General features: G+C 40.8%; 14 protein-coding genes. 13 read left to right on the top strand and 1 reads right to left on the bottom strand.

The genetic code is table 11. The annotated features are described in order from the left end of the window. The first annotated feature begins 131 nt into the window (after nt 1–131). The 9 genes from thrS to rbfA all read left to right on the top strand — a co-directional run bounded on the left by thrS (nt 132) and on the right by rbfA (nt 8,725). Nucleotides 132–2,072: a threonine--tRNA ligase gene (thrS, locus tag EG2_RS02840; protein WP_060813368.1), complete on the top strand. Its 1,941-nt coding sequence runs from the start codon at nt 132–134 to the stop codon at nt 2,070–2,072. 293 nt (nt 2,073–2,365) lie between these two features. After that, nucleotides 2,366–2,782, top strand: coding sequence for a DUF4234 domain-containing protein (locus EG2_RS02835; RefSeq protein ID WP_003126374.1), 417 nt, complete (start codon nt 2,366–2,368; stop codon nt 2,780–2,782). Further along, nucleotides 2,782–3,120: a DUF2752 domain-containing protein gene (locus tag EG2_RS02830; protein WP_060813367.1), complete on the top strand. Its 339-nt coding sequence runs from the start codon at nt 2,782–2,784 to the stop codon at nt 3,118–3,120. The genes EG2_RS02835 and EG2_RS02830 overlap by 1 nt, the downstream gene beginning before the upstream one ends. A gap of 246 nt (nt 3,121–3,366) precedes the next feature. Next, nucleotides 3,367–3,840 carry a ribosome maturation factor RimP gene (gene rimP / locus EG2_RS02825; RefSeq protein WP_003126376.1) on the top strand — a complete coding sequence of 158 codons (474 nt, stop codon included), beginning with the start codon at nt 3,367–3,369 and terminating at the stop codon, nt 3,838–3,840. 21 nt (nt 3,841–3,861) lie between these two features. After that, complete coding sequence (gene nusA, locus EG2_RS02820; protein ID WP_060813366.1) at nt 3,862–5,058, top strand: transcription termination factor NusA; 1,197 nt, start codon at nt 3,862–3,864, stop codon at nt 5,056–5,058. A gap of 17 nt (nt 5,059–5,075) precedes the next feature. Further along, nucleotides 5,076–5,372: an RNase P modulator RnpM gene (gene rnpM, locus EG2_RS02815; protein ID WP_003126378.1), complete on the top strand. Its 297-nt coding sequence runs from the start codon at nt 5,076–5,078 to the stop codon at nt 5,370–5,372. Continuing rightward, a complete protein-coding gene (locus EG2_RS02810; RefSeq protein ID WP_005471295.1) occupies nt 5,365–5,667 on the top strand; it encodes a YlxQ-related RNA-binding protein in 303 nt (100 codons plus the stop codon). The genes rnpM and EG2_RS02810 overlap by 8 nt, the downstream gene beginning before the upstream one ends. Nucleotides 5,668–5,679: 12 nt before the next feature. Beyond that, complete coding sequence (infB, locus tag EG2_RS02805; RefSeq protein ID WP_060813365.1) at nt 5,680–8,346, top strand: translation initiation factor IF-2; 2,667 nt, start codon at nt 5,680–5,682, stop codon at nt 8,344–8,346. 28 nt (nt 8,347–8,374) lie between these two features. Next, nucleotides 8,375–8,725, top strand: coding sequence for a 30S ribosome-binding factor RbfA (gene rbfA, locus EG2_RS02800; protein WP_060813364.1), 351 nt, complete (start codon nt 8,375–8,377; stop codon nt 8,723–8,725). Nucleotides 8,726–8,826: 101 nt separating this feature from the next. On the opposite strand, the gene EG2_RS02795 is transcribed toward rbfA, so the two are convergent. Continuing rightward, on the bottom strand, nt 8,827–9,396 hold the full coding sequence (locus EG2_RS02795) for a phosphatase PAP2 family protein (RefSeq protein ID WP_060813363.1): 570 nt from the start codon (nt 9,394–9,396) through the stop codon (nt 8,827–8,829). A 124-nt stretch (nt 9,397–9,520) separates the two neighbouring features. Between EG2_RS02795 and truB the strand changes: the two genes are divergently transcribed. From truB to yfcC, 4 genes are all read left to right on the top strand, one after another. Further along, the gene (truB, locus tag EG2_RS02790; RefSeq protein ID WP_060813362.1) at nt 9,521–10,450 is read left to right on the top strand and encodes a tRNA pseudouridine(55) synthase TruB; all 930 of its coding nucleotides are present in this window, start codon (nt 9,521–9,523) and stop codon (nt 10,448–10,450) included. Between the two features lie 2 nt (nt 10,451–10,452). After that, nucleotides 10,453–11,388 (top strand): riboflavin biosynthesis protein RibF, encoded by a 936-nt coding sequence (gene ribF / locus EG2_RS02785; protein WP_060813361.1) that lies wholly within the window; start codon nt 10,453–10,455, stop codon nt 11,386–11,388. 695 nt (nt 11,389–12,083) lie between these two features. Beyond that, entirely contained in the window at nt 12,084–13,508 is a 1,425-nt protein-coding gene (locus tag EG2_RS02780; RefSeq protein ID WP_060813360.1) for an APC family permease, read from the top strand. 250 nt (nt 13,509–13,758) lie between these two features. Continuing rightward, the gene (gene yfcC / locus EG2_RS02775) at nt 13,759–15,450 is read left to right on the top strand and encodes a putative basic amino acid antiporter YfcC (protein WP_249024284.1); all 1,692 of its coding nucleotides are present in this window, start codon (nt 13,759–13,761) and stop codon (nt 15,448–15,450) included. The last annotated feature ends 3 nt before the right edge of the window (nt 15,451–15,453 follow it).

Here is a 15,453-nt window from a genome sequence, read left to right as displayed (position 1 = left end):
GAAATACAGCGTTGTTGTATTTGAAATTAGGTGGAACCACGAAATCTTCGTCCTAGTATCGTTATCTGATACTAGGACTTTTTTTGGTTCAAATCATTCATTGATCAAATAAATCAGTAGGGGGAAAACAAATGACACTAACAATTACATTCCCAGATGGGGCGAAAAAAGAATTTGCAGTTGGCATCACAACAAAAGAAATTGCTGAAGGAATCTCTAAAAGTTTAGCGAAAAAAGCCTTAGCAGGAAAGGTCAATGGTCAGTTGATTGATCTTGATCGAGGGATTGAAGAGGATGCACAAATCGAAATCGTCACACCGGATCATGAGGATGCTTTAGGTTTGGTTCGCCATTCAGCAGCTCACTTAATGGCTCAGGCGATGCGTCGCCTTTATCCAAACATTCATTTTGGAGTGGGACCAGCTATCGATACAGGATTCTATTATGATACAGATAATGGAGAAAACCCTGTAACTGCCGAAGATTTACCAGCAATTGAAGCAGAAATGATGAAAATCGTTAAAGAAAATCTACCGATCGAACGTCGTGTATTATCGAAAAAAGAAGCTTTAGAACTATTTGCTGAAGATCCATATAAAGTAGAATTGATCAGTGAACTACCAGAAGATGAAACGATTACTGCCTATCAACAAGGAGAGTTTGTTGATCTATGCCGCGGGCCTCACGTGCCATCAACAGGACGGATTCAAGTGTTCAAACTTTTATCTGTGGCAGGAGCTTACTGGCGTGGAAATTCAAATAACCAAATGATGCAACGGGTCTATGGAACAGCGTTCTTTGACAAAAAAGATTTGAAAGAATTTATTCGTTTACGAGAAGAAGCCAAAGAGCGGGATCACCGCAAGCTAGGGAAAGAGTTAGACTTATTCATGCTCTCTCCAGAAGTTGGTGCCGGGCTACCATTTTGGTTGCCAAAAGGTGCAACCATTCGTCGTACAATTGAACGTTACATCGTGGACAAAGAAGTAAGTTTAGGTTACCAACACGTTTATACACCAATCATGGCAAATGTTGATCTTTACAAGACTTCTGGACACTGGGATCATTATCATGAAGATATGTTTCCGCCAATGGACATGGGAGATGGCGAAATGCTTGTTCTTCGTCCGATGAATTGTCCGCATCATATGATGGTCTACAAAAATGATATTCACTCTTATCGTGAATTGCCGATTCGTATCGCTGAATTAGGGATGATGCACCGTTACGAAAAATCTGGCGCTCTTTCTGGGTTGCAACGGGTTCGGGAAATGACTCTAAATGATGGACATACATTTGTTCGTCCTGATCAAATCAAAGATGAATTCAAACGTACTTTGGATTTGATGGTTGAAGTCTATAAAGATTTCAATGTAACAGATTACCGCTTCCGTTTGAGCTATCGTGATCCAGAAAACAAAGATAAATACTTCGATGATGATGCGATGTGGGAAAATGCCCAAACCATGCTGAAAGCAGCGATGGATGAATTGAATTTGGATTATTTCGAAGCAGAAGGGGAAGCAGCGTTCTATGGTCCAAAATTAGACGTTCAAGTAAAAACTGCTTTGGGTATGGAAGAAACGCTTTCCACGATCCAATTAGATTTCTTATTACCAGAACGTTTCGACTTAACTTATGTTGGTGAAGATGGCGAAAATACACATCGTCCAGTCGTGATCCATCGCGGGATCGTTTCAACAATGGAACGTTTCGTTGCCTACTTAACAGAAGTTTACAAAGGTGCATTTCCAACTTGGTTGGCACCGATCCAAGCAACGATCATTCCTGTTTCAGTCGATGCACACAGCGATTATGCTTATGAGATCAAAGAACGTCTTCAATCACAAGGTTTACGTGTGGAAGTGGACGATCGCAATGAAAAAATGGGCTACAAAATTCGCGCATCACAAATGCAAAAAATTCCTTATCAGTTAGTTGTCGGAGATCAAGAAGTCAAAGATGCAACTGTCAATATTCGTCGTTATGGCAGCAAAGAAACGAACGTTGAAGAACTAAATATCTTTGTTGATGCAATGGCAGCAGAAGTAAAAAATTATAGTCGCGTATAAATGAATTAAAAGGGTTGTAATAAAAGGATTGTAATAGAAGCAAAAAATGAGACTATCCGAATGACAGTGGAAAAAAGGTGTTTCTCCAGCTGGCGTTATTACTGGAGACTAGTTGGAGATTAACAGCATCCCCAATGTCCCTCAGAGGTTTCGTTTATTAAAAAGCTTAGATTACATCCTTTTTTTTCATTATTATTGAAATAAATTTCCTTTAAAAGGACTTTCCACTTTTTTGGATTGGTGTATAATTGGAAGAAAAGTAAAAAGATTCAATCTTTTAGAAGGAGTAACCGATGTATCAAAATTATCAATCCAAGAAAAAGTCCATTTTAATGGTGATTTTACTAACTATTATTACTTGCGGCATCTATTCACTTTTCTGGTTATACCAAACCACGCAAGATTTGACAGAATATAGTGAAGATTATCGCCTTACCCCAGGCATGTCTGTGTTGTTGACGATCATTACTTGCGGGTTGTACCAAATTTATTGGTGGTATCGAATCGCGGACATTTTTATCACTGCACAGGAAAAAACGAAATTTCCACGTATAAATGATAATAAAGTGTTGTTTGTTGTCTTAGCGATTTTTGGTTTGGACATTATCAATATGGCCATTTTACAATCGGATATGAATCAAGTGTGGGAGTCTGCAGATTCTGCAAGCCAATCAGTTACTCAAGACACTGATGATTGGACCGATTATTAATGTGTCCGTTTAAACTGCTGACGGGGGTTCCTTGCCCTGGATGTGGAATGACTCGCGCCTATTTGCATCTTTTTGAAGGTGACATACCAGGCGCTTTTTATTTTCATCCACTTTTTTGGCTCGCTCCTTTGCTAGTGTTACTTGTCATTTTCTGGAAAAAGCCCATGGTTCAGCGTATCAATCAAAATCGCTACTTTTGGCTTGGACTGATGATTGCTGTTCTGGGCGTTTATGGCTACCGCATGTGGCACTTTTTTCCTGATCAAGCGCCGATGGATTTTGATCCGAAGGCTTTGCTTCCACAAGTCATCGCGAAGCTTGTCGCCTTCATTGCTTGAATCTAGAAAGACAGCTGTCCATTTTGAGATATAGGGAACAAGGAAGTATTCTGGGGGCAGAAATTTTAAGAAATTAGATGGAAAATTTTCAGAAAAAGCCACAAAATGCTAGGATACTTGAATTTGTTAGTAAACTATGTTATATTTACATAGTAATGATACTTAGAGTGAGTGAGCGGTTTTTTCGCTCACTCTTTTTAATGGAATGAAGTTCGTTTCGTTGAGAAATAAAGGAGGCGATGTCGTGTGAGTACAGTGGTGGAAACTGTCACAACAATTGTGACCCCCATTCTGGAAGCGCAAAATTTTGAATTAGTTGAGGTAGAATTTGTTAAGGAAGGAAAAAGCTGGTTTCTAAGGGTGTTTATTGACAAAGAGGGCGGAATCGATATTGAAGAATGTGCCTTTGTCAGTGAACAACTGAGTGATAAATTGGATGCCTGTGATCCAGATCCGATCCCACAAGCCTATTTCTTAGAGGTATCCTCGCCTGGTGCTGAACGCCCCCTCAAAAAAGAAGAGGACTATCACCGTGCAGTTGGAGAGTATATCCATCTTTCCTTGTATCAGCCGGTGGAAGGCGAAAAGCAATTTGAAGGCTTTTTGCAGTCCTTTGATGAAGAACAACTAGTCATTAAGATTCGAATCAAAACAAGAGAAAAAGAACTAACGATCGAACGGAAAAATATTGCCAAAGCTCGTTTAGCAATCCAATTTTAAACACGGAGGAATGGAAGAATCATGAGTAAAGAAATGTTAAATGCACTTGATGCATTGGAAGCAGAAAAAGGCATTTCAAAAGAGATCGTCATTGACGCATTGGAAGCCGCGTTAGTGTCAGCGTACAAACGTCATTATGGTCAAGCGCAAAATGTAGAAGTTGAATTTGACCAGAAAAAAGGCAATATTCACGTTTATGCAGTCAAAGAAGTGACCGAAGAAGTAATGGACTCTCAATTGGAAGTGTCTTTGAAAGAAGCCATGACGATCAATCCTGCTTACGAGATTGGCGATAAGATCCGTTTCGAAGTGACCCCGAAAGATTTTGGCCGGATAGCTGCTCAAACAGCAAAACAGGTCATTTTGCAACGGGTGCGCGAGGCAGAACGGACAATCATCTACAATGAATTCAGTGCCTATGAAAAAGATATCCTGCAAGGGATCGTTGAACGTCAAGACAATCGCTATATCTATGTGAACCTTGGAAAAATCGAAGCAGTATTATCAAAACAAGATCAAATGCCAAATGAATTCTATCAACCTCACGATCGGATCAAAGTATTTGTTTCTCGGGTCGAAAATACTTCGAAAGGGCCTCAAGTTTTTGTAAGCCGTAGTCATCCTGATTTATTACGCCGTTTATTTGAACAAGAAGTACCGGAAGTTTATGATGGTACAGTTGAAATCGTCAGCATTGCCAGAGAAGCAGGAGACCGTTCTAAAGTAGCTGTGCGCTCATTTGATGCCAATGTCGATCCTGTCGGAACTTGTGTTGGTCCAAAAGGACAACGGGTTCAAGCAATCGTTAATGAATTAAAAGGTGAGAACATGGATATCGTTGAGTGGAATGATGATCCAGCGGTATTTATTGCAAATGCATTGAATCCAGCAGAAGTGACTGATGTTATTTTTGATGTGGATAATCCGAAAGCTTGTACGGTAGTCGTACCTGATTATCAGCTATCGCTTGCCATTGGTAAACGCGGACAAAATGCCCGTTTGGCTGCGAAATTGACTGGCTTTAAGATCGATATCAAATCGGAGTCAGACATGGAAGAATTTTATGCAAAATTAGAAGAAGGCGCCTATATCGATGAAGGCGAGGCTGTTGAAAGTCAAGAAAGCAATGTCGAAGACAATGAGTCTCACGACGAAATGATCATTGCTTCAGATATGACGGCAGACGATTACGAAAACATGGATTTTGACGAAAAATAAGTCAAGGAGAGATCGCGATGAAAAAACGAAAAATTCCTTTACGAAAATCTGTTGTTTCAGGGGAAATGATTCCCAAAAAAGAAATGCTGCGCATCACCCGTTCGAAAGAAGGAACCGTTGCGATCGATCCATCCGGCAAGATGCCGGGTCGAGGAGCGTACATCGCTATCGAACCAGAGGAAGCGCAATTAGCTTGGGATAAGCGGATCTTGGATAGAGTATTAGAGACGAAATTGTCAGATGAATTTTATCAAGAACTCTTAGACTATGTGACGCATCAAAAAGCCCGAAGAGAGTTATTTGCAAATGAATAAACAAAAAGCATTGAATATGTTAGGACTAGCCATGCGTGCTGGGAAATTGATCACTGGCGAAGAGATGACGTTAAAAGAGATTCGTCAACAACGAGCAGCTCTCGTACTTGTCGCTAGTGACGCTGGTAAAAATACACAAAAGAAAATAAAGGACAAAAGTTCTTATTATGAAATTCCGCTCCTAGATACATTTTCTGCCGATGAAATCAGTTCAGCCATTGGCAAACCGCGAATGGTGGTGGGCATTCTAGATGCAGGATTTGCAAAGAAGGTGCAGGAATTAATATTAGGTTAGGAAGGTGATTGCATGGGAAAAAAAAGAATTTATGAACTTGCAAAAGAATGGAACAAATCGAGCAAAGAGGTTGTTGAAAAAGCACAATCTTTAGGCTTTGATGTGAAAAATCACATGGGCGCGATCTCAGATGGAGAGGCGCAAAAATTGCGGCAGTCATTAGGCGGCAATCCAAATGATCGATCATCAGCAAAACCAACTCCCGCAAATCAGAAACCAGCCAACCAGCCGGAAAAACAAGAGCAAAAGAAATTTAAAACGCAGAGAAATAATCCTAACTTCCAGAACCGACACAATAATCAAGGGCAGCGGAATACGACGAATTCTCGTCCTAATGGTCAAGGACAACCCAACCGCCCAACAAGTCAAAACAACGGATCAACAAATCAAGGAAGTAATCGACCAAATAACCAAGGAAGTCAAAATCGAGTGAATAACCAAGAAAATCGCAACAATCAAGGACAACAAAATCGTCCAACGAACCAAAATAGAACACAAGGACAACAAAATCGTCCAAATAATCAAACCACAAACAATCGGCAAGGACAGCAAAACCGTCCAACGAATCAATCAAGCAACAAACCCGGACAACAAAACCGTCCTAGCGGTCAAGGGCAACAAAATCGCCCAGCTCAGGGACAGCAAAATCGTCCGAACCAAGGAAATCAAAGTCAAAATCGCCCAGCCCAAGGACAACAAAGTCGTCCAAACCAAGGGACTAGCAGTCAAGGAACACAAAACCGTCCAGCTGGTGATAACCAAAATCGCGGTGGAAATCAAAACCGTGGTAAGTCAAACTACAACGGACGCAACAATAATTTCAATAACAACAACCGCAACAAATTTAACAAAAAAGGGAAAAAAGGCCGTCAGCAACAATCACAAAAACCGCCAGTTCCTGCACGTAAATTCCGTGAATTACCAGAAGTGTTGGAATATACAGAAGGCATGAATGTAGCGGATATCGCGAAAAAAATCTATCGTGAGCCAGCTGAGATCATCAAGAAATTGTTCATGATGGGAGTTATGGTCAATCAGAACCAACCATTGGATAAAGATACGATCGAATTGTTAGCAACTGATTACGGCATTGAACCACAAGAAAAAGTTCAAATCGACATCGCGGATATCGATAAATTCTTTGAACCAGAAGAACAAAACCAAGAAAATCTTGTTTCTCGTCCGCCGGTAGTTACCATCATGGGACACGTTGACCACGGGAAAACAACGTTATTAGACACATTGCGCCATTCTCGCGTGACAAGCGGAGAAGCTGGTGGGATCACGCAGCATATCGGTGCTTATCAAATCGATATCGATGGCAAACCAATTACTTTCTTGGATACTCCTGGACACGCGGCCTTTACAAGTATGCGGGCACGGGGAGCAAGTATCACTGATATTACGATTTTAGTTGTAGCAGCAGATGACGGTGTAATGCCACAAACTGTCGAAGCAATCAACCATGCTAAAGCAGCAAAAGTACCAATCATCGTTGCGGTTAACAAAATCGATAAACCAGGTGCGAACCCGCAACATGTAATGCAAGAATTAAGTGAATATGAATTGATTCCAGAAGCATGGGGTGGCGATACCATCTTTGTAGAAATCTCTGCTAAATTTGGTCAAAATATTGAAGAATTGCTGGAAATGATTTTACTTGTTGCTGAAGTAGAAGACTTGAAAGCAGATCCAACACAACGGGCGATCGGTACAGTGATCGAAGCTCGTCTGGATAAAGGAAAAGGTCCGGTTGCTACCTTATTGGTACAGCAAGGAACGTTACATGTAGGTGATCCTATCGTTGTCGGGAACACATTCGGTCGAGTTCGTGTGATGACCAACGATTTAGGCCGTCGGGACAAAACAGCGGGACCAGCTACACCGGTTGAAATTACCGGATTGAATGATGTGCCGCAAGCTGGTGATCGTTTCGTTACATTTGAAGACGAAAAGACAGCTCGTGCAGCAGGGGAAGAACGCGCGAAACGCGCCGTGATGGAACAACGCGCTTCCAGCAGCCGGGTAACGCTTGACAATCTGTTTGAAAGCCTAAAAGAAGGCGAATTAAAAGAAGTCAATGTAATCATTAAAGCGGATGTTCAAGGTTCTGCTGAAGCGTTGGGTGCTTCATTGAAGAAAATCGATGTAGAAGGCGTTCGGGTCAATATTGTCCATTCAGCAGTTGGAGCAGTCAATGAAAGTGACGTGACACTTGCAGCAGCAAGTAACGCAATCATTATTGGTTTCAATGTGCGGCCAACTCCGCAAGCTAAACAACAAGCCGAAGCCGAAGAAGTCGATATTCGTTTACACCGAATCATTTACAAAGCTATCGAAGAAATCGAAACAGCGATGAAAGGGATGCTTGATCCTGAATTTGAGGAAAAAATCACTGGTCAAATGATCGTTCGTGAAACTTACAAAGTTTCTAAAGTTGGTACGATCGCCGGTTGTTATGTAACGGAAGGCAGCATTCGCCGTGACAGCGGTGTGCGGGTAATCCGTGACGGCATCGTGATCTATGAAGGAAAATTAGCTAGTTTGAAACGTTTCAAAGATGACGTGAAAGAAGTAAAACTAGGCTTTGAATGTGGTGCCATGATCGAGAAATTCAATGATGTCAAAGTAGACGATGTGATTGAAGGCTACGTAATGGAAGAAGTACCAATGAATTAAGACACTAGTTATCAGGGAGGTTTTTTGAATGGCTAATTATCGTGACCGTAGAGTTGCCCAAGAAATCTTAAAAGAAGTGAATCAAATACTTCGTAAGAAAGTCCGTGATCCTCGTGTTCAAGAGGTTACCATCACAGATGTTCGCGTGACAGGGGACTTGCAGCAAGCAACGATTTTCTACAGCACTTTGAGTGATCTTGCATCTGAAAAGCAAAAAGCACAAGCCGGATTAGAGAAAGCAACAGGGTTAGTCCGTCGTGAATTGGGACAGGCACTGTCATTATATAAAGTTCCGGAGTTGCAATTTGAACTAGATGAATCTGTTCAACATGGAAATAAAATCGATGAAATGATTCGCGATTTGCATAAAGGCGAATAAAGAATCACATAAAAAAAGGCCGCGTATATGCGGCCTTTTTTTATTACTGAGAGGTGAGGCTATTCTACAATGATCAAGCAGATACTGCGCAAGGCCAAAAATCATAACAAAATGGTGATCAATGCAGCAACTGCTAATCCTAAAAACCACCCACCGATAACATCTGTCAAAAAATGGATCCCTAAATAAACGCGACTGAACCCAATCATAAAACTGAGTAGGACCGCAAGAATGCTCATGGGCAGAACAGCAGGTGGCAAAAGAAAAGCCATATTCATCGCTACAGTTCCATAAAGTGCGGCAGAAGTAGCAGCATGGGCACTAGGGAAGCTGTGGTCTTTTTCTTCGACTAACCGATGATCGTTTGGTCGTTCTCTGCGGACGATCCGTTTAATCAGATAAGCAAATGCAGAGACAAGTAAGACACTCGCTGCTGTTTTTGGCGCTAGGATAGTTTGTGTAGCTGGAAAAACATAAAGCAATAACAATAAGATGATCGTGGGCAATGCTTTACCGAAATTTGTAAAAAAGAGCATCATCCGTGTTAAAGCAGGTGTTCGGCTCTTGATAACAAATAAAGCCAGTGCCTCCTCTTGTTGTTGCAGCGTACCACGTTGAACCAAATATAAAAAAAGTATGAAACCAATCAATGAACAAACGAATACAATCATGTGGCACCTCCTTATATTATAAGTGTATCATGAACGAATATCATTCTGAAAGACTTTAAGACCATACTAAGTTTTTTTAGAATATGGTATAATGGTCAAGTTGAAAAAGAAGCGGAGGGATACTATGGATGGAATTTTGCCATTATGGAAAGAACGTGGTCAAACCAGTCACGACTGTGTCTTTAAACTACGAAAAATTTTACATACAAAAAAAGTCGGACACAGTGGAACCCTAGATCCTGATGTAGACGGTGTATTGCCGATCTGCATTGGCAAAGGAACCAAAGTCGTGGAATACTTGGTGGATTCCGGAAAGATATATACAGGAGAGATCACGCTAGGCTTTTCCACAACGACCGAAGACCGTTCGGGTGAAGTCGTTGAAAGGACGCCTTTAACAAAACCTTTTACTACAGCAGAAGTCGATCGTGCAATGGCAAGTTTGACTGGTGAAATTACCCAAATTCCGCCAATGTATTCCGCAGTTAAAGTCAATGGGAAACGTTTGTATGAATATGCCCGGGCAAATGAAGAAGTCCAGCGTCCAAAACGGCAAGCTTTGATTCATTCATTTGAGCGGATCAGCGATCCAATCTTTGATGAGACAAGTGGCACCCAATCATGGCGGTTTCAAGTAAGCTGTGGGAAAGGAACGTATATCCGTACGTTAGCCGTCGATACGGGTGCTGCTTTGGGAGTAGCTTCTCATATGTCTGACTTGACTCGTTTAGCAAGCGGCGGCTTTACCAAAGATCAATCTGTTACGCTTGCAGAAGTTCGTGAAGCAATGGAGTCAGGGCGAATCAATGAGTTGCTGCAGCCCATTGAATATGGGGTAAGCGGGTTTCCCAAAATTGCGATTGATGAGAAGTTGTGGCAGAATGTCAAGAATGGCATGCCCTTGCCATATCATAGTTTTGGTCTTCAAGAACCTCCTGCATCACCTGTGGCATTGTTTTATCAAGATAAAGTCGTTAGTATCTATATGCCGCATCAAAGGAAACAGGGGCTATTAAAACCTGCGAAAGTTATTCGTACAGAAATAGGAGAGTAAGAATGGAAATTATCGAGTTACGTCATCCATATAATAAAGATGTCATTCCATCAGAATCTGTCGTTTTGGTTCTAGGCTTTTTTGACGGTGTGCATCTAGGTCATCAAAAAGTTATTGAAACAGGAAAAGCAGCAGCAAAAGAAAAAGGATTGAAACTGGCATTGATGACATTCAACCAGCATCCATCCATTGTCTTTCAAAAAGTGGATCCTGAGGCAATGCAATATCTAACCAGCTTATCACAAAAAGAAGCCCATATGGCTGATTTAGGAGTCGACTATCTTTACGAAGTTGATTTCACTTCAGCTTTTGCAAATTTAGCGCCGCAAGTCTTTGTCGATCAATACATGGTAGGTTTACATGCGGAAGTGGTCGTGGCTGGATTCGATTATACCTATGGTAAGAAAGAGACAGCAAACATGGCTCTTTTACCTTCTTATGCCCAAGGCCGTTTTGAAGTGATTACCGTTCCCAAGGAAACTTTGACAGGTGAGAAAGTCAGCTCAACAAGAATCCGCGCCGCTTTACAGAACGGAGAAATGACGGAAGCCAATCGACTGTTAGGGTATCCTTATGAGTTTGAAGGAACTGTCGTACATGGCGATGCCAGAGGACGCGAACTTGGCTTTCCGACAGCGAATATTAAAGTCAAGAGTACAGTGCGCCTGCCAAAAGAAGGCGTCTATGTTACCGAGCTTAAAGTAGGTGATCGCTGGTATCCGTCTATGGGATCGATTGGTCATAATGATACCTTTGGCCAAGGCCGACAATTAACAGTGGAGATCTATATTTTAGATTTCCATCAAGATATCTATGGAGAGACTGTTGCGATTCGCTGGCACCACTTTTTGAGAGATCAAGTTGCTTTTAGTGGCGCAGAAGCCTTGATTGAACAACTGCAACAAGACGAGATTGATACCAGGAAATACTTCGAATAAATAAGAGCTACCTTTAGTACTCGTAAAAAATCTTAAGAGGATCGGAAAGTGTCAATCAAACTGATCTAATTAAGATTTTTTGTTATTTTAAATGATAGTTAAAATAGTTTTATGACGAATGTTATCGTTTTTATTGGAGTTTAGACAAAATATAAGTTAGTTTTTTTCTATTACTGTTCGCTTTGTTTAGCGGGAAGAGTAGTGTAAGGGGATATCTTGCTTGAATAAAATTATTTTTCTAATTATTAATAGTGAAAAGTCTGAAAAATCCCAAAATTCTGTTTTATCTTTTTTTCTAAAAACATTTGTTTAGTTGCTAATTTCCAGTAAGCGAACGGAACGCAATAGAAGTTATTTTTAATCTGAATAAGGGTTTTTATCTCGTTATTTATATATCGCTTAACTCATTGTTAAAAAACGATGAAAATTGTTATTATTTTCTCTTGACCAAAATAATTTTGGGGTTTATTCTAAAATGAGGTGATGACTGAAACAAAATGGATGGTCAAAAAAAGCGATATTCTATTCAATTTCTGGTCAATGTTAATGACCGTTATCGAGAAGTTCGTTAGAAGTGAAAAAGCGTTGTGGACAGCTCATTCGACTTACAAATAAACTTTGCTCGATACATGGAAATCATGATCATTCGAGAATTCGGTTCGATCACTGAAATTATATGTTTAAAGGAGAAAGTAATGAACGAGAAACAATTGCGCTGGTATAATATTGCGCTAATGGCGTTTGTCTCTGTTTGGGGACTCGGAAATGTAGTGAACAACTATGCACAACAGGGATTGACTGTTGTTGTATCTTGGATCTTGATCATGGCATTATACTTTGTTCCCTACGCATTGAGTGTAGGTCAACTAGGATCAACGTTCAAGGAATCAAGCGGTGGGGTATCCTCTTGGATCAAAGAAACTTCAACCAAACGCTTGGCCTTTTTCGCTGCTTGGACTTACTGGGTCGTTCACGTCCCTTATCTCGCACAAAAACCACAAGGGATCCTGGTGTCATTGAGTTGGTTATTTAAAGGGAACGGCTCTTTCGTATCGACTGTCGGATCAATGGAAGTCTCATTAATTTGTTTAGCTATTTTTCTTTTCTTTTTATGGATCGCATCTAAAGGATTGACTACATTGAAGATGATCGGTAATATTGCCGGAACAGCGATGTTTGTCATGTCGATCTTATTTATTATTTTAGCAGTAACAGCACCAGCGATGACTGGGGCTCAAGTAGCAACACCAAATATGACAACTGTTTCAACTTATATTCCTAAATTCGATTTTACTTACTTAACGACGATTTCGATGCTGGTGTTTGCGGTAGGTGGCTGTGAAAAAATTTCGCCTTACGTCAACAACACGAAAAACCCTGCCAAAGAATTTCCTAAAGGAATGATCTTTTTAGCTGGAATGGTCGCTTTATGTGCGTTACTAGGATCAATCGCAATGGGGATGCTGTTCGATGCAAACAATATTCCTGAAGATTTGATGGTAAATGGCGCTTATGAAGCATTCCAACGTCTTGGCAATTTCTATGGGATTGGCAATACATTTGTGATTCTTTATTCGATCGCCAATGCATTAGCGCAAATTTCAGCATTAGCATTTTCTATTGATGCGCCGTTGAAAATTTTGCTTTCTGATGCAGATCCAGAATTTGTACCAAATGGTTTGGCAAAATTAAACAAAAAAGGTACACCAATCAATGGATATATCATGACAGGGATCTTAGTCAGCATCTTGATCATCATTCCTGCGTTAGGTATCGGAAATATGACTGAATTGTATCGCTGGTTGTTGAACTTGAATTCAGTTGTGATGCCATTACGTTACTTATGGGTGTTTGTAGCCTTCATGCTGATCAATAAACAAGCACATCGATTCTCATCAGATTATAAGTTTGTTAAAAATACAAAACTAGGTTTTGGTATTGGTTTATGGTGTTTCTTATTTACAGCATTTGCTTGTATCTTAGGGATGGTACCAAAATTAGATTATGCTGCTGATCCAAAAGCTTGGTTGTTCCAATTGTCATTGAATATCATCACACCGATCATCTTTATCTTGATTGGACTGATTTTACCAATGATCGCAAAACGTGTGAATAAATAGAAGATGCATCAGCTAAAAGTCTTCAAGATATTTTACTGTCTTGAAGACTTTTTATTGTCTATTACTTGTTTGGTACATCAGTATTCTCCTAGATTATTTCGCTGGAATTTACAACAAATTCTAATGGTTTCCCAATGAGTAAAGGGCAAAATTCAGCTATACTAAAAAAGATGGAAAATGATAATTTATGCAGTCAATGTATAAAGTGAAAGGGAGAGAATTGGTGAAAAAGAAAAAAGATTTAACAAAAATGAAAACGCCACACACGTATGTGATCATTTTTGGCGTAGTGCTGGTAGCATGGGTATTGACGTTTCTGATTCCTGCCGGAAAATTCAGTACGGAAGAGATTGAATATGTTGATGCAAATGGTGAGGTGAGCACGCGAACGGTTTTGAAACAAGATTCATTCCGTTATGCGTATCCGCTTAATACCGATTTTGTCTTCGAGCAGTTAGAGAATTTAGAAGAAAATCCAGCAGAGCTAGAAGAATTGGGTGTCGATCAAGCAGCACTACAAAGTGTGCTAGATGATGGGGAGTCGAAACTTGATCAAGAAAAGCTCGATGAGCTCTCCCTAACGGATGATGTTCTTTATGAGTTATATGGAGATAAAATCTACGATACATCAGAAAAACTTCATAAGACTGCAAAGGTTTGGGGAACAGACGATTTTGGCGGTTTTGGTTTCTTGAACTTTGTGTTTGAAGGATTGGTTTCGGGAGATAAGTATGGTTCCGCTGTGGGGATCGCTGCGTTGATCTTAGTAGTCGGTGGCGCATTTGGGATCATTATGAAGACCGGAGCGATTGATGCTGGGATTTTTGCCTTTATCAGTAAGACACGAGGATTAGAACGATTGGCTTTACCGCTTTTATTCTTTGCTTTTTCATTTGGAGGAGCAACTTTTGGGATGGCGGAAGAAGTAATTCCTTTTTCTATGGTCATGGTGCCATTTGTGATCGCACTTGGGTATGATTCGATCGTGGCGGTAACGGTCACCTATGTGGCCTCGCAAATCGGGAATGCAACTTCTTGGATGAGTCCGTTTAGTGTGGCGGTTGCGCAAGGGATCGCGGGCATCCCAGTTCTTTCAGGGGCAACTTTCCGAATTATCATGTGGGTAGTCATTACTGGCTTATCAGCTGCATATTTGATGGTGTATGCAGAACGTATTCGTAAGAATCCAGAGAAATCATTGACTTACAAATCGGATGCCTACTTCCGCGACCATATCCAGAAGACATCTGATGAAAACAAGCCGTTTCTTTTGGGGCATAAACTGATTTTGCTTGAAATGCTGGCAGTTTTGATTTGGATCGTCTGGGGAGTGACACAAAAAGGGTACTATATTCCAGAAATTGCTTCACAATTCTTTGTGATGGGCTTAGGTGCAGGTCTGATTGCTGTGATCTTCAAGTTAGAAGACATGGGCTTGAACGATGTAGCAAGTGCTTTTCAATCAGGTGCAGCTGATTTGGCCGGAACAGCGATTGTTGTTGGGATGGCAAAAGGAATCCTGCTTGTTCTAGGTGGTTCCGATGCCAATGTGCCTTCAGCGTTGAATACGATCCTACACAGCATCGGCGGATTGCTAAGCGGTGTGCCAGCCTTTATCGGTGCTTGGTTCATGTATATTTTCCAAAGCTTATTCAATTTAGTTGTTACTTCGAACTCAGGTCAAGCAGCATTGACAATGCCGATCATGGCGCCATTAGCTGATCTTGTGGGTGTCTCCAGACAGATCGCCGTTTTAGCTTATCAATTAGGTTCCGGATTCATGGATGCATTCACTCCAGTATCTGCCAGCTTGATCGGTGTGCTTGGCGTTGCCCGAATCGAATGGGCAAAATGGGCGAAGTTCCAAATTAAAATGCAAGGATTTCTGTTTGTGTTAGGTACGATCTTTATCTTTATCGCTGTAGCGATTGGTCTGCAATAAGAG

It is taken from the genome of Enterococcus gallinarum NBRC 100675 (assembly GCF_001544275.1).
GTDB lineage: Bacteria > Bacillota > Bacilli > Lactobacillales > Enterococcaceae > Enterococcus_D > Enterococcus_D gallinarum.
This window is presented reverse-complemented; position numbering and strand designations above follow the sequence as displayed.